Origin of the sequence: Actinomyces oris, from assembly GCF_001553935.1 — a bacterium.
GTDB lineage: Bacteria > Actinomycetota > Actinomycetes > Actinomycetales > Actinomycetaceae > Actinomyces > Actinomyces oris_A.
On sequence record NZ_CP014232.1, the window covers coordinates 1,488,713 to 1,511,615 of the forward strand.

Genomic DNA, 22,903 nt, shown 5'->3' on the forward strand with positions numbered 1-22,903 from the left:
GGCATCAGGCTGATCAAAATCTGCTGCGGTACGCATCAGCGACCGCCCTTCCCGCCTGCGGACTCATCTTCGAGGAGCTCAACCTTCGGCTTCGAGGGTGCGGACGTTGCAGGGTTCGGAACCTCTACGAGCCTGTCGCAGGTAATGGCCTGGCGTGTCTCCGCACGATCGCCGAACGATGTCACGGCGTACTGCTTGACCCACACGCGGCCATCCATCCTATAAAAATGGCCGAACTTATAGTTACCTCGCTCGATAACCGAGATCGTGGTGCCAGTGTCAGGTCCACCCCAACGACTCGGGCCGACCACGCCGGTCGCGTACGTTGGGTCGCCGCTCTTGGCGAGCTGGGGCGTACCGTCCTGCCGCATGCGTGGCCTGGCATCCTCCGCGGTCAGATCCTTGCCCATACCAGCAAAAATGACGTCAGAGAACTGGGTCGAGTCGTACTCAACGTCAGACAGGTCAAGCATGATGAGCTCCTCAATGTACCGAAACCGATACAACAGATGTTCGCTTCGGTGCACACGATAACCCCCGTCTCGGTAGGCGTCAACCTCGGCGTGAATACTGGTAGATCGGAGAAAAATAGACACATATAAACTGGAGCTACGTGCCGTCCTGTGAGCATGTTCTGCTGACCATCTATGATCATAACCGGTACGGTAAGTGTCGCGTCAGCCGCACCAAAGGCCTTGTGCTGCCTCAAATCCTGAGTGTCGTTCTCACACATGAAAACTTCCGACGGGCGGCGATGCTGAGCTGCACCGAAGCTGACGGATGTCCCGCAATGGCACTACGAAGTGGCCGTTGAGCGGGGTGGGGTGTCCGCATTCTTTAGGTACATACAAGTCTTATGTGATGCATTGCATAGTTCGCTGGTTCGGTAGCATCGCGGTCATGGATGACCTGGAGCGCGAGAGGTGTCGAGCCAGCTGTGAAGCGATGGCCGCGGGGGCGATCGCCGCCGCCAGGGCGCTAGCTGATGGGGAGGCTCGACCTGACCAGCCTGACCGGCAGGTTGTCGAAGCTCTGAAGGCGCTGGCGACTGCTCAGGCCACCCTCACGGAAACGCAGCGAGCACTCATCAATGCAGCGCTAGATGCTGGCGTGAGTGTGAGGAGGACGGCGGCGGCTGCTGGGCGACCAGTGGTGACGGTGCAAAAATGGCGGAAAGACGCCAAAGAATCGGATTGACCGTAACTTCTCTCTACAGGATCAAGGGGGCCGCCTTCGGCGGCCCCGGTTGGCGGCGCGCTCCTCGCGTCGCGCGCCGCCAACCCACTAACGTGCTTGTGCCCTGCATCGCGAAATGCGGGACACGGATCGAAAGAACCGCAACATCACACCGAGAAACGCGGCACGCCACGAGATGCCGCCCCCGTACCACATCGGCACCAGCGCAGCGATGATGAGGCACCGCCGCGGGCCGGAGGGCAGGCGGGCCTGATGAAGCGCGCCCGAGCGCACACGCGTGACCAGGACAGAATCGCGCAGCAGCCAGTGATAGCGGCGAGACGTCCACCGCCATCCTCAACGACAGTCGGCACCGTCGCGCTGCCGGTCATCCATGGTCGGATGATCCGACCCCAACAGTGCGGAAATCACCAGCCAGGAAGCCATCAAGGTACCGCCTACCGGAGCCACCATTCTCTAAGCAACTCTGGTTGCCACCGAGGCCGCAACAGTCATCGCACTCACCCGCCGTCGAGCAAGATGCCTGACCCGGGGTCCGGAGGAGCCCAAGCCAACGCGGTACCAGGATCGCGCTCGATCTCACCGCGGATACGTCGCGCGTCCCGCGACCAGGACGTGGCCGATGCGTGCCGCCACACAACACTGTCGCCCAGTACGGAGCCTCGAGCCTGTGAGCAGTAGTCCTGTCTACGCCGACGGCAACGCGTGAGACTCAAACGATCAGGGCTCCAGTCCCGTGACGTACTGAAGGCCCTTCCGTGCCAACCGAATGAGCGGTGTCCGCCGCCACGACACCGATAGGAGCGCTGCAACTGCGAGTTGTGTGCCTCGCAGCACCGGCGATGACGAGCGCCATCCGCTCCGCCGCCAGGACGACCGCACCGCCAGGCATGTGCAGCTTGAGTCATCCGTCGAATGTGACTGCGCCGGGCAATCTCATCAGGTGACGGGGTGCATGGCATCTCCTCGTCATTGCCGTCAGAGCCGGCAGCAACTACGTCCTTGAGAACGTAATTGATGACCTTCGACATATAGCCCGAGGCTCTATAAGCCTGCTGCTCCGAGCCAATCACGTCGGCGCGGAGCTGAGCACCCCATCGCAGAGTCCGGCCCGACGGAGAGGAGGTGGACACGCCTGCGCAAATCCTCTCCAGAGTCGATGCGCGCTGAGAGCCAGGCTCGGACCAGATGAACCGCCGGTCCGCCCCGGTAACGCCGAGATCGACCTCAGACACCGACAGCGGCAGCGAGATCAAGACATGGAAATGGATCAAACCGCGGCTCTGCCACTCCGCGACCCGAACATACGACAACCGGGCCGAAGAGGTGCCCGTCACCCGGGCCAGCCAGTCCGACAGCGCGTCCGTGGTGCGCGTGAAAAGACGTGGAGCACATCCGTTGAAGTCGACCGCGCCGCTGTAGTCGTATGAGGCGAGGTCAATAGGGACGCCACGCAAAGGCGAGTCATGACGATGGCGCCGACCGCACTGGCACAGCGGCGGAGCACCCGAGGCTGGCGACTTCGGCACCCGGTGGACTTCCCCGAAGGAAGGCGCGGTCAGAGTCAACAGCACGAACCTCTCACCGGCATCAACCCGAGCCCGAAGACCGCTGTACACGACTGCTCTGACGTCGCCTCTATACAGACGTGCACAAGATGGACACGACAGCACCGAGCGTGACCCGCAACGGATACTAACGACGCCAGACCGTCCCGATGCCTCGTCGTCGTAGCGCATCGGGACGGGGTGCCGACACGGCAGGCGTGCAAGCAAAGCCTCGTCCTGCGCGGCGAGGTCAGTATCACCCTCTAGCCTCGCTCTAACCATCTCCGCCAGCACCGGGCCAGCCAGACGATCAGCCTCCGAGAGATCCCCGGCCACCAGTGCCCGAAGAAGGTTCATATGCGCTTCCGAACCGGTCGCTGACACAGACGTCATGTAAACTGCGCCCGAACTCCTAAAGCGGGTGTCGTTGGTTCGAATCCAATCGAGGGCACTGACACCACCGGGTCAGTTCGGCAAGCCTCGCTGCCGGGCCGGCTCGATGAGTTCCACCAGGGCTCGTCTGGATGAGGGCGCAGACGCACTGCGCTGCGGCCGATGCCGGTCGGCCCATATCGCCGCCGGCCCATGGGGCGTGCCACGCCGCGGTGCGTCTCCACGCCCAAGGGTCGATCGGCCTATATCTTGAGCGTATGACGCCTTCGTTCTTCTCCTTCGGCCGCAAACGGCGCGATGCTGCCCTGCGGGAGGAAGAACACAAGGGAGCCCGATCCTCGGCCGGCTCGGATCAAACCGCGAGCCGACGGCGTTTCGCCGCGGATCTGGGGGCTGTGGCCGCGGCGCCGCGTCAGCCTGAGTCCGCCCCCGCGCCGGCACCCCCCGCCCCGCGCGCCCTGCCCCGGCACCCCCGCTGAGCGCGGCGGACGTCGAGCGGCGCGAGCGCATTGACACGGCCCTGTCCACCTGGCGCAGCCAGCTCGTGGACCTGGGGGGCGTCGCCAGCCTGGACGACATCACCCTGCTCGACGGCGTCGTCGACCTCACCGCAGCACACCCCTCCGGCCTGGCTCAGCTCTACGCAGGCCGCCCCACCAACCTGTCCAGCATCGTGCGCGAGCGCAACGCCCTGGGTGAGGCCCGCCAGTCCCTGCGCGAGGTCTCGGCGCGCACTGACGTCCTGGCCCGCCAGTTCGGCGTCGCCCCGGTCTACCTGGCCATTGGGGTGGCCACCTGGAACGAGACGGTCCCCGAGGACGGTGAGGACGACGGCAGCATCCACCTGGCCGACGGCGCCTCACCGGAGGCGGACCTGACCGCCCAGATCCCGCACGTCGAGCGCATCGCTGCCGAGCACGCCGCCCGCAACGCCCTGGCCGCCGCTGGCCTGACCGTCCCCGAGGCCCCCTCGGCCCCGCGCGTGCGCACGGTTAACGCCCCGGTCCTGCTGCGCCCCGTGCGCCTGACCACCGCCACCGCGGACGCCACCCTCACCCTGGACCCCACCATCGAGGTCAACCCGGTCCTCACCCGCGCCCTGCGCCGCTACCAGTGCACCACCGACATCGGGGACATCGCCCGCGCCGCCCTGTCTTCGGCGGGCTTCACACCGCGCGCGGCCCTGGCCCGCATCGGCGCCCTGGGCCGGCAGTTCCTGCCCGGCTTCGAGATCCACGAACGGCTCGTCGTCGGCGCCTTCGTCCACCCCGGTCAGGCCCTGGTGGAGGACTTCGACGCCGTCCTGGAGCGCTCACGCACCTCCGCCCTGGTCGCTGCCATCGCCGGGGACGAGGGCGCCCGCGAGGCCCTCAGCGTCGAGCTGCCCCCCGCTGTCCCCACCGATCGCGTCCCCGGCGCCGAGCGCGGCGTGGGTGATCTGGAGCCCGCCCAGCTCGACGTCATCGAGGCGGTGGGCACCGGGGCGAGCTTCCTCATCGACGCGCCCCCCGGCTCCGACGTCGCCGGCACCCTGGCCGCCGTCTTCGCCGACGCCGCCGCCTCCGGACGCACCGTGCTGCACGTGCCCGCCACCAGCGCCGACGGGCACGCCGTTGCGGCCGCCCTGCGCGAGGAGGGTCTGGGATCCATGGTCCTGGACCTCACCGAGGACGCCGCCTGGCGCCAGCACGCCTCCGAGGGCATCCGCGAGAGTCTGGGCGTCCAGCCGCCCCAGCTCGACGTCGCCGGGATCATCTCCATGCGGGACCGTCTCACCTCGGTCCGCTCCCGCCTGGACCGCTACGTGCGCGCCCTGCACCGGCCCCGCGAGCCCTGGTCGGTCTCCGCCTACGAGGCGCTGCAGAAGCTCGCCGAGCTCACCAGCCGCCGCGACCGGGCCACCACCCGGGCCCGCATCGACGCCGAGCACCTGGGTCGCCTCGACGAGGACGGCCGAGAGCAGGCCCTGACCCTCCTGCGCCGCGGGCACGCCCTGGGGCTGTTCACCCCGGAGGTCTCCTCCAGCGCCTGGAACGGGATCCCGGTGGAGGACATGGACGAGGCCACCGACGCTCTCGTCCACCTGCGTGCCCTGGCCAATGACCTGCTGCCCACCATCCAGGAGCACACGGCGGTGGTCGCCCGCACCACCGGCCTGAGCCGGGCCCGCAACCTGGGCCAGTGGATCGAGCAGCTTGACATGTTCGACGGCGTGCGCGAGTCCCTGGACGTCTTCCTGCCCGAGGTCTTCGAGCGCTCCGCCGCCGACATGGTCATCGCCACCGCCTCCAAGCGCTGGCGCGACGAGCGGGGCATCCACATGGACGGCTCGCGGCGCCGGCGCTTCACGCGCCAGGCCAATGACCTGGTGCGGCCGGGCCGCGTCGTCGATGACCTGCACGCCGAGCTGGTCAAGGTCCAGCGCCGCCGCGAGGTGTGGCGCCGCCACGACCCCGACGGCGGCTGGCCCCGCCTGCCCCAGGGCCTGGACGAGATGCGGCGCACCGCCGGCCGAGCCCGCGGCGCCGTGACCGAGGTACAGCCGCTGCTGGGTCGCGCCCAGGACTCCCCGGTGCTCATGGAGATGCCCCTGGAGGATCTCCTGGAGCTGACCCGCTCCCTGGCCGCCGACGACCTCACCGCCCAGAAGCTCCCGGAGGTCAACCGCATCCGCACCGAGCTCGAGAGCCTGGGACTGAACGACTTCGTGGCCGACATGGCCGCCCGCGGCGTCGAGGCCGACCAGCTCGAGCCCGAGCTCACCTACTGCTGGTGGTCCTCCCTGCTGGCGCAGACCCTCGCCGCCGACCCCGACCTCGGTGGTCTCGACGCGCGCGCCCTGTCCCACATGGCCGTCTCGCTGCGCGAGCTCGACGCCGCCCACACGCGGTCCCTGTCGGGCCCCGTGGCCCAGGCCTGCGCCCGGCGGGTGCGGGCCGCCGTCGAGCAGGACAAGGCCGACGCCCGCGCCCTGTATATCGCCCTGGCCCGCGAGGACGGCGTCCCGCTGCGGGAGATCATCGACGCCCACCCCATGGCCCTGCTGGCCCGGCCGATCTGGATCGTCCCGCCCACACTCGTGCCCCAGATCTTTTCGCCCACCGCGGTGGTGGACCTGGCTGTGTTGGACGCCTCCACGCCCATGCCCGTCCCGCAGGTGCTGCCCGCCTTCGTGCGCGCCGAGCAGGTGCTCGTCGTCGGCGACTCCCGGCGTGCCACGACCGGCCTGGCCGCAGAGCTCGGCCCGCTCCTGCCCTCGCGGACTCTGCCGACGGCCCGCAACAGCCTCGACGCCGGTATCGCCTCCTTCCTGGCGGCCAACGGCTACGAGGGGGTCGTCGAGGCCGTGCCCTCCCCGCCGGGGGACACCTCCCTGACCCTGGAGCTCGTGGACGGGCGGGGCATGCCGGCCCCCGGGCAGACCGCGGTCGAGACAGTGGAGGCCGAGGTCTCACGCGTCGTCGACATGGTCATCGACCGGGCACTGACCCGTCCCGAGGAGTCCCTGGCCGTCATCGCCCTCAACCGGCTGCACGCCGACGCCCTGCGCTCGGCCATCACCCGGGCGGCCGCCGGCGCCCCCGCACTGGAGGAGTTCTTCGCCCCCGGGGCGGCAGAGCCCTTCACCGTCGTCGAGCTGGCCGAGGCCCGCGCCCTGCAGCGCGACCACATCATCATCTCGGTGGGTTACGCCAAGACCCCGCACGGGCGCACCATCCACAACTTCGGGCCCGTCTCGGACCACAGCGGCATGGTGGGGCTCGTCGAGGCCCTGTGCGCCTCGCGGGGCAGCACCCAGGTGGTCTCCTGCCTGGCGGCCGCAGACATTGACCGCGACCGGCTGCGCGCCCCTGGGGCCCGCCTGCTGCGTGAGGTCCTGGCCCGGGCCGAGGACTCCTCCCAGTCCGGCAACTCCGCCGGCAAGGTGCCCGACCGGCTCCTGGTGGACCTGGCCGAGCACCTGTGGCGCAAGGGCCTGTCGGTCGTGCCCCGCTACGGGACCGACGGCGGCGTGCGCATCCCGCTGGCCATCGGCCACCCCGACTACCCCGACGAGCTGCTCGTGGCGGTCCTGACCGACGACGTCGATTACATCTCCGAGCCTAGCCTGCGCCGGCGCGACCGGCACCGCGTCGAACGCCTTGAGCGGCGCGGGTGGCGCGTCCACATGGCCTTCTCCGCCGGGGTGTTCGTGGACCCGGAGGCCGAGGCGAAAGCCGTCGAAGAGCTCGTCCTGGCCGTCCTGGTGGAGCGCCAGGGGGAGGCTGCCCCCGCCATGGAGGCCGTGCCGGACCGTGTCGACGACGCGGTGCGCGCCGTCCCCGAGGCGCCCGAGCCCGAGGCCACCGAGGCCCACGAGCGCACCGAGCGCCCTCGCATCGCCCAGGGGCTGCCGCTGCAGGCATATTCCGACGACCAGCTCGATGACCTCATGGCCTGGATCCGCTCCGACGGCGTGGGCCGCTCCGAGGCAGGGGAAGTCGAGGAGCTGCGGTCCGCTCTGGCGCTGCGTCGCCGCGGATCGGGGATTGACGCGGTCCTGGCCAACGCCGTGCGGCGCACCCGCTGAAGCCGCCCGAGCGGTGCTGGATAACGCAGTGAATGACCGGGTTGCCGTGAGTGATGCCGCGAGTGACGGCGTGAACCACACAGTGAATGACGCCGCCGTGACCGGTGGATCGGGCCGCGGGCGGGCCACGGAGGCGGAACCTGCCGCAGACAGAGGCGTGACGCCCGGACGCGGGCGCGCGCGGCGCCGTCGTCGAGTGGTGGCCCTCTCGCCCCGGGACCAGGCGCGTGTGGCCCGCGGTCAGAACCCGGAGGACCTGGCGAGGCCTGACTACGAGCACGACGCCCTCAGCGGTCCCGCAGAGGGCCTCGACGCCCCCACCCCCGGCGGTGCGGGCTCCAATGACGCCCGCCTCCGACGCGACGTGCCCCCTCACTGGGGCTGATATCGAGCCGCCGTGGGCAAGGGGAAGGCCCCGCCGATCAGGAGGATCGGCGGGGCCTTCCGGTGATGCGATAAGGCGATGCTCAGATCGCTGCGGGACTCAGCGCTTGGCGGCGAGCAGGTCGCGGATCTCGGTGAGCAGCTCGACGTCGGAGACCTCGGCGGCCTCCTCGGCGGCCTTCTGCTTGGCCATGCGCTCCTTGACCTTGTTCATCGGCATGACAATGGCGAAGTAGACGGCGATGGCGATAAGGAGGAAGTTGATGATGGTGGTGATGATCGTTCCGGGCATCACGTAGCCCTTAGCGTTTGTGGCGAGCTCCTGGGCGGTGGCCAGGTGGAACGTGTACTTACCGTCCTGGTACAGCGAGAACGCTCCCAGCGAGTCGAAGTTCGGCTGGCCGATGAGCTGACCGAGGATGGTCATGATGACGGTGGTGATCGAGTCAACGATCGGCTTGAACGCGCCACCAATGATGACGGCGACGGCGAGCTCGAGGGCGTTGCCCTGGGCAATGAACTCCTTGAATCCCTTAATCATGGCGATCCTTTCTAGCGGCGCGGGCAGACGTCTGCCGGGAGTGCGCCATCGGGGGCTGAAAGTGAGAGTGTCTTATCATTCGCGTAAGACGTCGCAGCGGCATTAGGGGCTCAGCGCAATGCCGAGCGTGCTATTCGTAGCCGCGCCAACTACCAGAGTAGCGCTACTTGCAGGAATAGCCAGTGTGATAAGTGTTACTTTCTTGTTTCCTGTCCATTGTCCACCCTCTCCGACCTGCTGAATCATCACTACTCGCGCTCCGGAACAGAGAACCGTGCTGCGCGTTCCAAAAGGTGCAGCCGGTATTCCTTGGGAAATGCTCAGAGAAGACTCTTGAAATCCTGGTGATTCCTGGTCGGTTGGTGAAGAAGGTGTGTCAGGGCTTCCTGTGGGACTCGGTGTCGAGGTGTTCCCCGGGTCTTTCGGTGCGGTGGGGGACTCGGACTGCTCTCCGGGATTCTGTGCCGTCCCGCCCGAAGAGGTGCCGTCCTGACCCGGCGGCGCCCAGTCCTCAGAGGCCTGCCCGATGATGTCCACCCGCGCGCCAGGGCGGGCCAGCTCGGCGCCGACGTCGATAGGCACCTGGACCAGTCGCTCGTCGTCTCCCAGCTGCTGGGCCAAGGAGCCGCTGGTCATCGAGGCCGTCAGCACCGTGCCTTTCTCCAGGGAGATGGCGGCCCGACTCCCGACCGCCTGCCCCGCGGAGGTCAACGGGGACTGGGGGAGGGCGCCGGCCGGAAGGTTGCTGATCGAGACGTCCTGCTCGGTGAGGACCGCGCCGGCGCTGATCGAGCGCGAGGCGACAAGAACCTGCTGCCCGCGTTCGGGGCCGGGACGCAGCACGCTGAGGGCCACCAGGACCGCGGTTCCCAGGCAGAGTGCCACCACCAGGTGGCGATGGCGCCACAGCAGAAGCGATGGACGGCCCCCGGCCCATCCGGTCCATCCGGCCCGGCCACTGGGGCGGGCCGGACGGGAGTCGGAGGCGATGGAGCGCGGCGACCCGCCGTGATCCTGAGGATCCCGAGAGGCGCTGAGAGAGGGGTGGAGGGGCAGTCCGTGGCGAGGTCTCATGTCATCAGGGTCCGGTGGCCGGTGGCCTCCCGGCACGCCCACTCCTTGGCATTGTGGACAGAGGGCGCCACCGGCGAGCCTGTGGCCCCCGGAGGCCCGCGGCGTCGGTGGCTCAGGACTCCGACGACAAGGAGTGCGCCGGCGAGCCGGCAGCCAGCAGGAACCACTCCTGGGCCGTGATGACGGCGTCCACGGGCTCGTCATGCTCCTCCATCGGCAGCGGCCCGGGCACCAGCTCCTCGGGGTGGAGGATGGCGAAGGTGTGCGCCTCGGGGGAGCGCAGCGGCAGCATCCGGTCGTACCAGCCGCCGCCCTGTCCCAGGCGGCGCCCGGCGCTGTCCACGGCCAGTGCCGGAATGATGAGGGCGTCCACCTGGCCGACCGCCTCGGCCGGCAGCGTCGGTCCACTGGGCTCCGGAGGGCGCCTCGGGGCCCGCTCCGCCAGGTCCTCACTTCCCTGGAACAGCCCCCAGCAGCGTGCCAGACGGGGGCCGAGCACCGGCAGCAGGACCTGGACGCCGCCCTCGTGAAGCCGCTCCAGCAGTAGTCGGGTACAGGGCTCTGCCCCCACGGACACGAAGGCCGCCACCCTCTGTGCGCCGGCCACCGCCTCCAGAGCGTGCTCAGTCAGTGCCTCGCAGTCCGCCGAGTGCCCCTGGGGCGGGTGGTGGTGATGGGCGCGTCGGTGCGCCCGCAGCACCTTGCGCAACTCGTCCTTGGCGTCGTCGAGCTCGAGTCGGCCCGTGTCGGGAAGGTCCAGCGCGCCGGTCGTCATGGCCCCATCCTCGCAGGTGATGACGCGTCGTGTCTGAACCGTTCGTCCCGGCGGGGCACGGCGCATGTCGTCAACCTGACGGTAACCTGAGTGCCATGAGAACAGTGGCCGAGCACCTGGCCGCCTGCCTGGAGATCGCCCAGGCGGCAGCACCCCTCGACGTGGTCCTCCCCGACGCCGTCGGATGCGTCCTGGCCCAGGACGTCGTCGCCGGAATCGACCTGCCCGCCGTGGACCTGGCTGGACAGGACGGCTACGCGGTCATCGCCCAGGACGTCGCCGAGGCTGATCGCCACAACCCGCTCGTGCTCGACGTCGTCGACGCGGTGCGCGCCGGCGACATGCGCCCCTGCCACCTCGTCTCCGGTGCCGCCGTCCTCATTGACTCCGGCGCCCCCATGCCGCTGGGCGCCGACGCCGTCATCCCCTGGGCCGACACCGACCGTGGCGAGTCCCGGGTGACCATCCACCGCGCCGTCGCGGCCGGCGACAATGTCCGCCGCCGTGCCGAGGACGTGAAGTCGGGCACGACTGTCCTCAAGCGAGGCTCGCGCATCAGCGCCCGCCATGTGGCCCTGCTGGCGGGCCTCGGGATGCACCGGGTGCGCGTGCGCCCCGCCCCGCGCGTCGTCGTGGTCTCCATCGGGGACGAGCTGGTCGAGCCCGGCCAGTCCCGCGAGGCCGGGGACGTCTTCGACGCCAACGGCCACGCCCTGGCCTGCGCGGTCACCGACGCCGGCGGCCAAGCCTTCCGGGTGGCCGCCGTCCCCGACGAGCTGCGCGCCCTGGCCGACACCATCGAGGACCAGCTGGTGCGCGCCGACGTCCTCATCACCACCGGGGGCTTGAGCGTCGGGCAGGGCGACACCGTCAAAGACGTTCTGGCCCCCCTGGGCTCGGTGCGCTTCGACGCCGTCGCCATGTCCCCGGGCCGCCAGCTCGGCGTCGGGACGGTCGAGGGGACCCCGATCTTCTGCCTGCCCGGCGACCCGGTCAGCGCCCAGATCGCCTTCGAGACCTTCGTGCGCCCGGTCCTGCGCCAGATCGCCGGACGCACCTCCCTGCACCGCTCCAGCCTGGCGGCCACCATCTCCGAGGGCTGGCACTCCCCGAGCGGCAAGCGCGAATTCGTCCCCGTGCACGTCAGCGGCTCGCCATCCCGCGGATACCGCGCCGAGCCGACGGCGCCGCCGGGCACGGTCCGACTGCACGGCCTGTCCGAGGCCAACGCCATCGCCGTCGTGCCCGAGGACACGAGCACCGTGGTGGCCGGTGACACCCTCCACTGCCTTCTGCTGGACGCCTGATGTCCGACTCTGCCCCGACGACGCCCGCCGACTCCCTCGGCGGGGAGCTGCGGCGGGCCATCGCCGGCCTGCTGCTCGGGGCCGGGATGCCGGCGCGCTTCACCTGGCCGGTACGCCTCGAGCCTGAGGCCGCCCTGGGGGAGCGGGAACCCGGTGCCACGCAGTCGCCCGAGCGCCCCTCAGTCGTTGTGCGCGAGCTGCGGGCCGAGGATGAGGCGCCCTGGAGGGCGCTGCGGCTGGCGGACACCGACCGGCTCGCCCCCTGGGAGGCCACCTTGCCAGCCGGTGGCGGGGAGACGCTGAGCACCTTCCCGGTCTTCCTGCGTCGCCAGACGCGCCGGGCCAGGCTCGCCGAGGCGATGCCCTTCGTCGTCGAGGTCGACGGCGCCTTCGCCGGCCAGATCGCCGTCGACCCGATCACCTGGGGGGCCACGCGCAGCGCCCAGGTCGGCTACTGGATCGGCTCGGCCTGGCAGGGCAGGGGGATCATGCGACTGGCCGTGGCCCTCGTCCTGGACCACCTGCTGGGGCCGGTGGGGCTGCACCGCGTGGAGATCAACGTGCGCCCCGACAACGAGCGGAGCCTGGCCCTGTGTCGCGGTCTCGGGCTGCGGGAGGAGGGGCTGCGCCGCGGCTACATGCACATCAACGGCGCCTGGGCCGATCACCTCTCCTTCGCGGCCCTCGCTGAGGAGGTTCACGGGCCCGAAGGCACCGGCTTCGAGCAGCGACTCGCGCGCGGGTGACGATTTTTCACGGCGGTCGCGCCGGTGGGGGTGGGGTGCTCGCGGGGGAGCGGCGGGTGTGCCGACGGCGCGTTCGGGCAGGCTGTCTGCCGGTCGGTCACGGCGTGCCTAAAGAGGTGAAAGGAACGTGTGTGACTCATGTGGCGACAGGGGTGTCGTACTGACAGTGTGACGTCGTGAATCCCAGGTATTTCGAAGGAAAGCCGGAGTGTTCCTGCTCGGGGGCGAGGGCAGGCGCGCTTACGGTTGCTGTGTGGGAATCGAGATCTGGGCAGTCATCGCCCTCATCACGGTTCTCTCCGTGTACCTCCTTCCGCTTTTAGTGGGGCGCCGCGAGATGGCTCGCCGCTCCAATGTCCAGGACCGCTACTCGGCTGAGCTGCGGGTCCTGGCCACGGGTGCGGCCGCCGTCGAACGCGACGACACCTGCGCGAACAGTGGGCATGCGGAGCTCTTTCGACGTCGACCGGAGGTGAGGGTGATGAACAGGCCCGCCGTGAGGAATGTGCGCGCCCTGCGCACCGAGCGCGAGCTCGACCGTGCCCGCCAGGTTCACGCCCAGGGGCGTGAGCGCCGCCGGGTCGCCGCCTCGCACCGTGGGATCGTCGCCAGCGTCCTGCTCGGAGTCACGCTCGGCGCCTGGGTGCTGGGCCTGGTCACCGCGCTGCCCTGGTGGCCCGCCCTGCTGCCCTCCGCCCTGCTGGGGGCCTCGATGGTGGCCGGGCGCCGCGCCGCTCTGGCCTCGGCCGCGGCGGACCGCCGTGAGCGCCGCCGCATCGCCGAGCTCGAGCAGACTCTGGTGACCCTGACCGGCCGGCGCTCCTCCGCCTCAGTCGTGGCCGCGCCCCGCTCTGTCGCCAACGGCGTGCGCAGCGCCTCCAGTGGTGCTGGCAGTGCTGTCAGCGCCAGTGCGGCCTCGCCGGCCGTGTCCGCGGTGTCGGCTGAGTCGGTCGAGGCTGCCGGCGACTCCGGCGCGCAGGACTCCTTCATCGAGCGCCTCACCCGCGAGGGCGCCCAGCGCCCGGCCGCGCGCTCGGTGTCTGCCGAGTCGGCTGGGTCCACTGAGTCCGCTGTGTCCGCCGAGCCCGTCGCCGGCAGCCCCTCCGAGGCGACCAGCAACGCTGACCTGCGCCCCTCCCAAACCATCGACTCCGAGGAGGAGCGCCTGGCCAGGCTCGACGCGGACCTTGATGACGAGACCGCTGCCGCCGTCGCCGCTGAGCGTGAGGCGACCCGCCGCGCCTCGGTGTACGTGCCCTCCCGCCACGCCGGCCGGGTCACCCGGGACATGGGCGTGCGCGAGGCGGTCTCCCGCGACGGCGACGAGGAGAGCTCGCCGCGCACCAAGGACTTCGTCGCCTCCCTGCCTGCCTCGACCTCCCGCAGTCTGTCCGGCTGGGGCAAGCTCTTCGCCGAGGCGAGCGCCATTGAGCAGGAGGCTCAGGAGCGCGCCGCTGCGGCCCCCTCCCCGCAGGCTGCCGCTGAGCCGGCCCGGCGCGCTGCCGACTCCGCTCCCCAGGCTGCCTCCCGCACTGCTTCAGAGCCTGCCCCCGCGGCCGCCCGCCCGCAGGCCCCTGCCGCTGCCCCGGCGGCGACGGAGGGAGTCGTCAAGGAGGAGGCGACGACGTCGACCCCGCCCCAGGGTTGGCGACCGGTCCACGTCCCCGCCCCGACCTACACGCTGGCGGCCCGCGCGCCCCGGCGCTCCTACGCCGACCCGGTGGTTGACCCGGGCACCTCCGCACCGGTGCCCGCCCGCCCGCAGTCGGCCCGCGGCTACATTCCCGCTCCTGTGGAGGATGAGGAGGAGCTCTTCCACCCCATCGACCTCGACGCGATCCTCGAGGGGCGGCGCGCAGCCGGCGAATAGCGCCGGGCGCTCCCGCGGCACGCCGCCGGGCGACCCGGGTGCGGTGGGCGGGCTCACCGCCACCGAACTTGCCAGGACTCCCGACGGCGATGCTAGGATCGGTCCGCACTTGGGGCTATGGCGCAGTTGGTAGCGCGTCTCGTTCGCAATGAGAAGGTCGGGGGTTCGAATCCCCCTAGCTCCACCACCTCGAAGGTCTGCCCCGCCAGGAAACTGGCGGGGCAGACCTTTGTCGTGGATGACGTGGACGAAGGCGGTGCAGAAGTGATCTCCGTCACGGGTGTTAGGTGTCAGGTGGTGGAGGTGCGCGGAATTGCGGGGACGTGACGGGCTGGCAGCACGATGTGGCAGACCGTCGAGGACGGGTGTTCGAGACTTTTGTCTGCGGTGACGGCGATCTCGTGCGTATCCTGGACAGGAAACCAACCGAGTGGACTGTTAATGGGGGGAGTACCTTGCCGCAGCATGATCGGATGAGGCGCCGCAGTTTTCTCATGGGCGGTCTTGCCCTCGCCGCCTCGAGCACTCTTTTACCTGAGCTGCAGACGGCGGCTCACGCCTCCCCGGCCCCGGCCGCCGGCCCTCCCGCGGCGCCCTCGCAGGTGCTATCGGATATGCAGGACCCGCGCGCCTGGACCCTCTCATCTCCACACGGCTCCATCCGCCCCGACACCTCCACCCACTCCCATGGGAGCCAGTCGCTGGAGATCACCACCACCGGTGACTTCGGCCGCCCCACCAGTGCGGACCTGACTCTGTCGGGCATCGACATGACCGACTGCCAGTGGGATCTGTGGCTGCGCGCCGAGGACTATCGGCAGATCGAGAGCATCCAGCTCGAGCTCGGAGGGGAAGGGGAGGACTGCCTGCGCCTGGACGTGGCTCCCGACATGCGCACGCTGCGCACCGGTACCTGGTGCCGGGTGACCGTCAACCGCGCCGCCGAGCGCGCCGTCGTCGGCCATCCTCGGCTGGACCGGGTGACGCGAGTGCGCCTGAAGATCGTCCCCGCCTCCGACTCGTCCTCGAGCCGCCTGTGGCTCGGCTACCTGGCCACCCTGCCCTCGGCCGCCAGCGGCATCGTCTCCATCTCCTTCGACGACGGCTACGACAGCGACTACAAGACGGCCCGGGCGATCCTGCAGGACTGCGGCATCGGCGCGGCAACCTCCTACGTCATCGCCGACAAGGTTGGGCTGCCCGGCCGCATGAGTGCCAACCAGCTCGCCGAGATGCGTGAGCGTCACGGCTGGGACATCGCCGCCCACGCCTCCACCGACCTCACCACCCTCGACGAGACGGGGGTGCGTCGGGAGCTGGAGACCATCAGGTCCTTCCTTCTCGAGCACGGCTACCCCGAGGGTGCCGCCCACTTCGCCCTGCCCATGGGGCGGTACAACGACCTCGTGCTGCGCACCTCCCAGGACTACTTCACCTCGATGCGCACCATCGAGAACGCCCCGGAGACCCTCGCGCCGGGGGACCCGTTTCGGCTGCGCGTCTTCTACTGCGGCTCCTACACCACCGAGTCCCAGGTTGAGAAGGCGCTGGCCCGCTGCCGGGAGCACCGCTGCTGGACCCACATGGTCTTCCACCGCATCGACGAGCAGCCCGACGGCGCCCCCGAGTCGATCAGGGCAGACAGCTTCGAGCGCTTCATGAGGCGAGTGGCGGACTCCGGCCTGCCCGTCAAGACGGTTCCCGAGGTCATGCGCAGCCAGTCGCCCGCCCTGGCCTGAGGCGCCGTCGCCTCCTGGAGCGGAACCGGCACCCCGATACGGAAGGACTGACGCTATGACCTGGTCCTTCGGCCTGCTCGTGCTGCTGGTCTGCCTGGTCATCCTGCTGGCCTGCTTCGCGGTCAAGCTGCTGTTCAAGCGCGGGACGCGACTCCGGGCGGTCCGCAGAGAGGGATACGGCGAGAAACGGGGCGCAGGGCGCGGTGGGGTGGTCGCTGTGCGCAGCGCGGTGACGACGCCGGACGAGGCTCAGCGATCGGCCGACGCCACCGGGCTGCCCCGGGCACTCATGCGGGCCGGTGGGCCCCTGCCCGCCGTCGTCGTGGCCCTCGGCGTGGCGGGGTGGATGTGCTGGCGGATGCTGGTCAGCCGGCACCACGTCCTGGACGCGTGGATCGTGTGGACCTTCGATGTCCTCTTCGTGATCGTGGCCGTGCAGCTCGTGGTGGCCGGTTTCGAGGGGCGTGTCATCGGCCGCGGCGAGGCGCATCGGGTCGCCGTGCTCGTGCCGCTCTACAACGAGGATCCCGACGTCGTGGTGCGGATGCTCTCCGCCCTGCTGCACCAGAGCTCGCCGCCGGCCGAGATCCACGTCGTCGACGACGGCTCCACCCAGGGCGCCTATGTGGCAGAGCGGGACTGGTTCATCCGGCAGGCGGCGCTGGCCGGCATTTACGCCAGCTGGCAGCGCACCCCCAATGAGGGCAAGCGTCACGCGCAGGTGCACGGTTTCAGGAAGATCCGTGACGCCGACCTGTTCGTGACCGTCGACTCCGACTCCATGCTCGACGCCGAGGCCCTCCATGAGATCGTCCAGCCCTTCAGTGACCCCCGGGTCATGTCGGTCGCCGGTGTCATCCTGGCGATCAACAACCGGGAGAACCTGCTCGCCCGGGTCACCGACGTGATCTTCGTCGGCCAGCAGCTCATCGACCGCTCCTTCATGTCGCAGCTCGGCTCGGTCATGGTCAACTCCGGCGGCCTGGCCGCCTACCGGTGCCCCATCCTGGCCGAGAACATCGACACCTACCTGAACGAGAGCTATCTGGGGCGGCACGTGGAGTTCTCCGACGACTCCTTGCTGACCCTCTTCGCCCTGCTGCACGGCAGGACCGTCCAGCAGCCCTCGGCCTTCGCTTTCGCCTGGATGCCCGACCGCTGGAGCCACCACTACCTCCAGCAGGAGCGCTGGTTCCGCGGCTCCTTCATCCGCGGGCTCTGGCGCATCCGCTTCCTGCCGGTCCTCTCGTGGGGCTGGTGGCGCCAGGCCACCGGGTGGATGCAGATCTGGCTGGTGATCTCGGTCTTCGTCTACCTGCTGCTGTGGCGTCCGCTCGTCCTGGGCGGCGGTGTGCCGCCGACGGTGGTGCTGGTGCCTTTGGCGATCGGGCTGGCGCAGAGCTCGCGGTACATCTCCGTGTGGCGCTCGGACACCACCGGCCCCCAGAGGTACGCCAGCCTCCTCCTGTCCCCGGTGGCGACGCTGTGGTCCGCGCTGATCCTGCGTCCCCTGCGGGTCTGGGGGATGGTCACCAGCGCCAAGATGGGGTGGAACACGCGCCAGCAGGTCGAGGTGACCTCGCAGTGAGTCGGTCGCGCCCGCTGCTCACGTCCTACTTCGCTTACTTCGACCCGTGCCCCACTAACACTTCGACCGAATCTTCAGAAACGACCCGGAGCCGCGTCGTTTCTGAAGATTCGGTCGAAGTGTTGAGGCCGACGACGGAGGCTTGTCCTGGCGCCGTGAGAGTGCGCGCCCGGGCGGTCGTCAGTCCGGCCACTGCCCCTTGCCGGCGGGCAGGCCGACGGCGGCCAACAGCCCCGGAAAGCGTTGCTCGATGACGTCGTCGCGCCGGGTGATGCGCCGGTGCTTGCCCTCGCGCTCGGTATGCATGAGCCCCGACTCGCGCAGCACCCGGAAGTGGTGCGACATCGTGGACTTGACGACGTCGTAGCTCAGGTCCCCGCAGTACAGGGCGCCCTCATCGGCGATCCGACGCAGGACGTCACGGCGGATGGGGTCAGACAGGGCGCCCAGGATCGCGTCCAGGGAGATGTCGCCCGCCTTGGGGTGGAAAAGCTCCCTGTCCTTCACGGTTCGTCCCTGCCTCTCTGTCCCAGCCTTCGCCCCCGGTGCGCACCGGACGGGGGTTGACAAAGAGTATCGTCTCCTACAATTCTTAGTACGTCAAACATCGAACTAAGGAGGTTTGAGATGACTGAAGAAGCTAGTGGCTCATCGCGCGTGTCCGTCGATGACAAGAGAACGCCGCCGAAAGGTGTCCGCGTCTCGACCATGGGCTGGCTGTCCTTCTTCACCATGTTCGTCATCGGGACCGACACCTTCCTCGTCGCGCCCCTGCTGCCCCTGCTTCAGCGCGAGCTCGACGTCCCCCTGTCCCGGGCCGGTTGGCTGGTCTCCGCCTACGCCTTGGGGTACGCGCTGTTCGCCCTTGTGGCCGGTCCTGTCTCGGACCGCCACGACCGACGGCGGGTCATCCTCTCCGGCCTGGCGGCCTTCGCCGTTCTTACCTGCGCGTGCGGTCTGGCCTGGAGCTTCTGGAGCATGGTCGCCGCCCGCTTCCTGGCTGGCGTGAGCGCCGCCTTCGTCAGCTCCCAGATCTGGGCCTCCATCCCAATGACGGTGCCCCGGCCATCCATCATCACGGTCATGGGCTACGCGACCGCGGGACTGGCCGTTGCTCAGGTGGCCGGCGTGCCGATCGGCTCCTACCTGTCGGTCAGAGGGTGGCAGCTGCCGTTCTTCGTGGTCGCGGCGGTCAGCGTTGTCCTGTGGGGACTTCTCTTCCTTGCGTTCCCGCACGTGCGCCCGGTGGGGGAGTCCGTCGACGTCGTCGGCTCCTACCGGAGGGTCCTCGGCTCTCGGGTGTTGCGGTGGTCGCTCCTCGCCTACCTCGTGTTCCAGACCGGCAACTACGCCTCGTTCTCCTTCATCGGCTCCTGGTTGGCCAAGGACTTCGGTGCCTCGCAGACCGCTATCGGGAAGGCCATGATGATGATCGGACTGGGAACTGCGCTGGGGTCGATCCTCGGTCCGCGGCTCGTTGCAAGGGTCGGTGAGCGGCGGTCACTGTGGGCCGGCATTCTCGTCCAGGGTGCGTTCTACCTCCTGGCCGCGGCGATGCCGATCATTGCGCACACCATGTGGGGTGCTGTCATCGCCTTCGCGGCGGCCCTGGTCGTCTCCGGCTTCCTCCTGCCGGTTCTCATGGGGCAGCTGCAGGCCCACGCCGGCCAGGCGCGAGGAACCGTCTCCTCACTGTCGAACACGGCAATGTACCTCGGCGCCACGGTCGCCGGCGCCGTCGGCGGAGACCTTCTCACCCGACTCCCCGGCTTCTGGGGCCCCAGCCTCATGACTGGTCTCGCATTCCTCCTGGCCATCGCCATCTACAGGGGTGCTGGCGCCCTGACCTCCGAGTGAGCCGGGCGCTGCATGGCATCGCTTCTGAACACTTCGACCGAATCTTCAGAAAAGACCCGGAGCCGCGTCGTTTCTGAAGATTCGGTCGAAGTGTTGAGGACGACGACGGCCGCCCTGATCCGTTGTGCATCGAATGAGCTGTTAACGATCGTTTTCGGACACGGTGCTACTCTCACCCCGGAATCATCCCGACATCGAGAGATCTCACCATGTCCACAACAACCTCACGCGGCTCCACTGCGGCGAAGCCGTCCAGTGCTGGCTCCGGCCCGGTCAAGGAGCTGACTGCCCGCGGCATCGTCATCGGCGGCATCATCACGCTCATCTTCACCGCGGCGAACGTCTACCTCGGCCTCAAGGTGGGGCTCACCTTCGCCACCTCGATCCCGGCCGCCGTCATCTCCATGGCGATCCTGCGCCGCTTCTCCGATCACACGATCCAGGAGAACAACATCGTCCAGACGATCGCCTCGGCGGCCGGGACGCTGTCCGCCATCATCTTCGTGCTGCCCGGACTCATCATCGTGGGCTGGTGGACCGGATTCCCCTACCTCCAGACCGTCCTGGTCATCATCCTGGGCGGCATCCTCGGCGTCACCTACTCCATCCCGCTGCGGCGCGCGCTCGTGACCAACTCCGACCTGCCCTACCCCGAGGGCGTGGCCGGCGCCGAGGTCCTGCGCGTGGGCGACACCAGCGAAGGGGCCGAGGAGTCCAGCCGTGGACTGGGTGTCATCGTGCGGGGCTCCATCGCCTCGGCGGCCCTGTACTTCCTCAACGCCCTCAAGGCCATCAGCGTCGACATCTCCGGGGTCTTCCGGGTCGGTGCCGGCGCCACGATGATGGGCACCTCCCTGTCCCTGGCGCTGGCCGGCGTGGGCCACCTGGTCGGCGTCGGCGTCGGCATCGCCATGATCGTCGGCCTGCTCATCTCCTACGGGGTGCTGCTCCCGATGCGCACCTGGGGCGCGGCAGTGGCCGACAAGGACCTCGCCGACTTCGTGGGCGCCACCTTCGCCAGTGAGGTGCGGATCGTCGGCGCCGGCGCCATCGCCATCGCCGCCATCTGGACCTTCCTGAAGATCCTCGGTCCCATCGTCACCGGCATCCGCGAGTCCCTGGCCTCCAGCGCCAAGCGCGACGCCGGTGAGGAGATCCCCCTGACCGAGCGCGACCTGTCGATGAAGACGGTCATCGGCGTCACCGTCGGCTCCATGCTGCCCATCGGTGTGCTCCTGTGGCTGTTCCTGCACGGGACCTCCGTGGCTCACCACGCCACGGGCCTCATCATCGTCTCCATCCTCTTCATCCTGCTGACCGGACTGGTCGTCGCCTCGGTGTGCGGCTACATGGCCGGCCTCATCGGCTCCTCCAACTCACCGATCTCCGGCGTCGGCATCCTCGTGGCGGTCACCGCGGCCGCGCTGGTTCGCACCATCGCCACCACCTCCTCGCCTGACGACGTCCGCACCCTGGTGGCCTACACCCTGTTCGTCACCGCGGTCGTCTTCGGCGTGGCCACCATCTCGAACGACAACCTCCAGGACCTCAAGACCGGCCAGCTCGTCGACTCCACCCCGTGGAAGCAGCAGGTGGCGCTCGTCATCGGTGTCGTCTTCGGCGCCATCGTCATCCCTCCGGTGCTCAGCCTCATGCAGGGCGCCTTCGGCTTCGCCGGCGCCCCCGGCGCCGGTGCCGATGCTCTGGCAGCGCCGCAGGCGAACCTCATCAAGCACCTGGTTCAGGGCGTTCTCGGTGGGGACCTCAACTGGAGCCTGCTGGGGCTGGGCGCCCTCATTGGCGCCGTCGTCATCGCCATCGATGAGATCCTGCGCCGCAACACCAAGTACTCCCTGCCGCCGCTCGCCGTCGGCATGGGCATGTACCTGCCCACTGCCGTCACCGTCATGATCCCGATCGGTGCCGCCCTCGGTCACCTCTACGACCGCTGGGCCGAGCGCACCGCCAACCCGGAGCGGGCCAAGCGCATGGGCACGCTCATGGCGACCGGCCTCATCGTCGGCGAGAGCCTCGCCGGGGTGGTCTACGCCGGGATCGTCGTGGCCTTCGGCGGCAAGGCGGACCCGCTGGCCATCATGCCCGAGAGCTTCGCAGGCATCGCCCCCTGGGTGGGCGTGGTGCTGTTCGTCGGCACTCTGTGGTACCTCTACCGGGGCGCCCGCCAGGAGAGCACTCGCGACTGAGGGGCGCTGCTGGAGTCTGTGGCAGCCATTGTTTCCTCCGACCGTCCTCGCGGTCGCCGTCCCTGCACTAGGCTGGGCGGCGGCCGCGAGGACGCGTAGTACCAGGAGGACCTCATGACTTCGACAGCACCAGCAGTTTCCGTGGCATGCGGGATCGACATCGGCGGATCGGGCGTCAAGAGCGCCCTGGTCGACCTGGCCACGGGCACGTTCATTGGTGAGCGCGTCCGCATCGACACTCCCGAGGAGTCCACACCCGCGGCCGTCGCCGAGGTCTGCCGCGAGCTCCTCGAACAGCTCGAGGTGGGCGACGACGTCCCGGTCGGCGTGGCCCTGCCCGCTCCGATCGTCCACGGCACGGTCCCCTTCATCGCCAATCTCGACAAGTCCTGGACGGGCGTCAACCTCACCGAGCTCATGCGCGAGCACCTGGGCCGGCCGGTGACTGGGCTCAACGACGCCGACGCCGCGGGCCTGGCCGAGGTCGCCTTCGGTGCCGCCAAAGACGTGCCCGGGACCATCATTGTCACCACCCTGGGCACCGGGATCGGCTCGGCCGTCATTGTTGACGGAACCCTGGTCCCCAACACCGAGCTCGGGCACCTGGAGATTGACGGCTACGACGCCGAGAGCCGGGCCTCGGCCGGGCAGCGCACCGCCCAGGACCTGTCCTGGAAGAAGTGGGCCAAGCGCCTCCAGCGCTACTACTCCCACGTGGAGATGCTCTTCTCCCCGGACCTGTTCGTCGTGGGCGGGGGCGTCTCCCGCAAGCACGAGAAGTACCTGCCGCTGCTGGACCTCAAAACCCCGATCGTGCCGGCCCAGCTGCTCAACACGGCAGGCATCGTGGGGGCCGCCTACCAGGCCTCCCGCGCCCGCGCCTCCTGAGAACCCGCGCAGTCCGGCGCGACGCGATGCAGAGCGGAGCAATGGTGAAGCGAGGCGTCGGAGCGGGGAGACTAGACCTGGCATCCTGAGAACATAGGTGTGACGCAGGTCGCGCAGAAGTCGTTTGACAGGAGTCGGCTAGGCGTGGCTATAGTACTCCTCGCTGCCGACGCAACCGCACGGTTCGACGGCGGTGCCGGACGGCGGAAGCGCCGAACCGGAA

General features: G+C 69.3%; 16 protein-coding genes, 1 tRNA gene and 1 pseudogene. 12 read left to right on the forward strand and 6 right to left on the reverse strand.

Translation table 11 applies throughout. From position 1 onward, the window contains the following. Positions 1-35: 35 nt before the first annotated feature. Positions 36-473, reverse strand: coding sequence for a hypothetical protein (locus tag AXE84_RS06180; RefSeq protein ID WP_060957235.1), 438 nt, complete (start codon positions 471-473; stop codon positions 36-38). Between the two features lie 427 nt (positions 474-900). Here AXE84_RS06180 and AXE84_RS12885 point away from each other — a divergent pair, with 427 nt between their 5' ends. Further along, on the forward strand, positions 901-1,197 hold the full coding sequence (locus AXE84_RS12885) for a hypothetical protein (RefSeq protein WP_150116257.1): 297 nt from the start codon (positions 901-903) through the stop codon (positions 1,195-1,197). A gap of 500 nt (positions 1,198-1,697) precedes the next feature. Here the strand turns inward: AXE84_RS12885 and AXE84_RS13510 are convergent, their stop codons facing one another. Next, complete coding sequence (locus AXE84_RS13510) at positions 1,698-3,137, reverse strand: replication initiator (protein ID WP_420480487.1); 1,440 nt, start codon at positions 3,135-3,137, stop codon at positions 1,698-1,700. Positions 3,138-3,394: 257 nt separating this feature from the next. On the opposite strand from AXE84_RS13510, the pseudogene AXE84_RS06185 reads away from it, so the two are divergent. Further along, positions 3,395-7,707: pseudogene (locus AXE84_RS06185) on the forward strand (DNA helicase). Positions 7,708-7,777: 70 nt separating this feature from the next. After that, complete coding sequence (locus AXE84_RS13065) at positions 7,778-8,092, forward strand: hypothetical protein (protein WP_236750195.1); 315 nt, start codon at positions 7,778-7,780, stop codon at positions 8,090-8,092. A 99-nt stretch (positions 8,093-8,191) separates the two neighbouring features. On the opposite strand, the gene mscL is transcribed toward AXE84_RS13065, so the two are convergent. From mscL to AXE84_RS06200, 3 genes are all read right to left on the reverse strand, one after another. Continuing rightward, on the reverse strand, positions 8,192-8,632 hold the full coding sequence (gene mscL, locus AXE84_RS06195; RefSeq protein WP_060957237.1) for a large conductance mechanosensitive channel protein MscL: 441 nt from the start codon (positions 8,630-8,632) through the stop codon (positions 8,192-8,194). 102 nt (positions 8,633-8,734) lie between these two features. Then, positions 8,735-9,520: an SAF domain-containing protein gene (locus AXE84_RS12615; RefSeq protein WP_081093102.1), complete on the reverse strand. Its 786-nt coding sequence runs from the start codon at positions 9,518-9,520 to the stop codon at positions 8,735-8,737. 298 nt (positions 9,521-9,818) lie between these two features. Next, positions 9,819-10,481: a 5-formyltetrahydrofolate cyclo-ligase gene (locus tag AXE84_RS06200; RefSeq protein WP_060957238.1), complete on the reverse strand. Its 663-nt coding sequence runs from the start codon at positions 10,479-10,481 to the stop codon at positions 9,819-9,821. Positions 10,482-10,576: 95 nt separating this feature from the next. Here AXE84_RS06200 and glp point away from each other — a divergent pair, with 95 nt between their 5' ends. The 6 genes from glp (at position 10,577) to AXE84_RS06230 (ending at position 17,731) form a co-directional block, all read left to right on the forward strand. Beyond that, entirely contained in the window at positions 10,577-11,788 is a 1,212-nt protein-coding gene (gene glp, locus AXE84_RS06205) for a gephyrin-like molybdotransferase Glp (protein ID WP_060957239.1), read from the forward strand. Further along, positions 11,788-12,534 carry a GNAT family N-acetyltransferase gene (locus AXE84_RS06210; RefSeq protein ID WP_060957240.1) on the forward strand — a complete coding sequence of 249 codons (747 nt, stop codon included), beginning with the start codon at positions 11,788-11,790 and terminating at the stop codon, positions 12,532-12,534. The genes glp and AXE84_RS06210 overlap by 1 nt, the downstream gene beginning before the upstream one ends. A 253-nt stretch (positions 12,535-12,787) precedes the next feature. Continuing rightward, entirely contained in the window at positions 12,788-14,404 is a 1,617-nt protein-coding gene (locus AXE84_RS06215) for a type II secretion system protein (RefSeq protein ID WP_236750198.1), read from the forward strand. A gap of 111 nt (positions 14,405-14,515) precedes the next feature. Beyond that, positions 14,516-14,591: transfer RNA gene (locus AXE84_RS06220), tRNA-Ala, on the forward strand. A gap of 286 nt (positions 14,592-14,877) precedes the next feature. Beyond that, complete coding sequence (locus AXE84_RS06225; protein WP_060957242.1) at positions 14,878-16,143, forward strand: polysaccharide deacetylase family protein; 1,266 nt, start codon at positions 14,878-14,880, stop codon at positions 16,141-16,143. A 55-nt stretch (positions 16,144-16,198) separates the two neighbouring features. Then, positions 16,199-17,731: a glycosyltransferase family 2 protein gene (locus tag AXE84_RS06230; protein ID WP_060957243.1), complete on the forward strand. Its 1,533-nt coding sequence runs from the start codon at positions 16,199-16,201 to the stop codon at positions 17,729-17,731. Between the two features lie 180 nt (positions 17,732-17,911). On the opposite strand, the gene AXE84_RS06235 is transcribed toward AXE84_RS06230, so the two are convergent. Beyond that, complete coding sequence (locus AXE84_RS06235; RefSeq protein ID WP_060957244.1) at positions 17,912-18,238, reverse strand: ArsR/SmtB family transcription factor; 327 nt, start codon at positions 18,236-18,238, stop codon at positions 17,912-17,914. A gap of 120 nt (positions 18,239-18,358) precedes the next feature. Here AXE84_RS06235 and AXE84_RS06240 point away from each other — a divergent pair, with 120 nt between their 5' ends. The 3 genes from AXE84_RS06240 to ppgK all read left to right on the forward strand — a co-directional run bounded on the left by AXE84_RS06240 (position 18,359) and on the right by ppgK (position 22,680). Then, complete coding sequence (locus tag AXE84_RS06240) at positions 18,359-19,588, forward strand: MFS transporter (RefSeq protein WP_060957245.1); 1,230 nt, start codon at positions 18,359-18,361, stop codon at positions 19,586-19,588. Positions 19,589-19,797: 209 nt separating this feature from the next. Continuing rightward, on the forward strand, positions 19,798-21,792 hold the full coding sequence (locus tag AXE84_RS06245) for an OPT family oligopeptide transporter (protein WP_060957246.1): 1,995 nt from the start codon (positions 19,798-19,800) through the stop codon (positions 21,790-21,792). 114 nt (positions 21,793-21,906) lie between these two features. Further along, positions 21,907-22,680 carry a polyphosphate--glucose phosphotransferase gene (gene ppgK / locus AXE84_RS06250; protein ID WP_060957247.1) on the forward strand — a complete coding sequence of 258 codons (774 nt, stop codon included), beginning with the start codon at positions 21,907-21,909 and terminating at the stop codon, positions 22,678-22,680. The last annotated feature ends 223 nt before the right edge of the window (positions 22,681-22,903 follow it).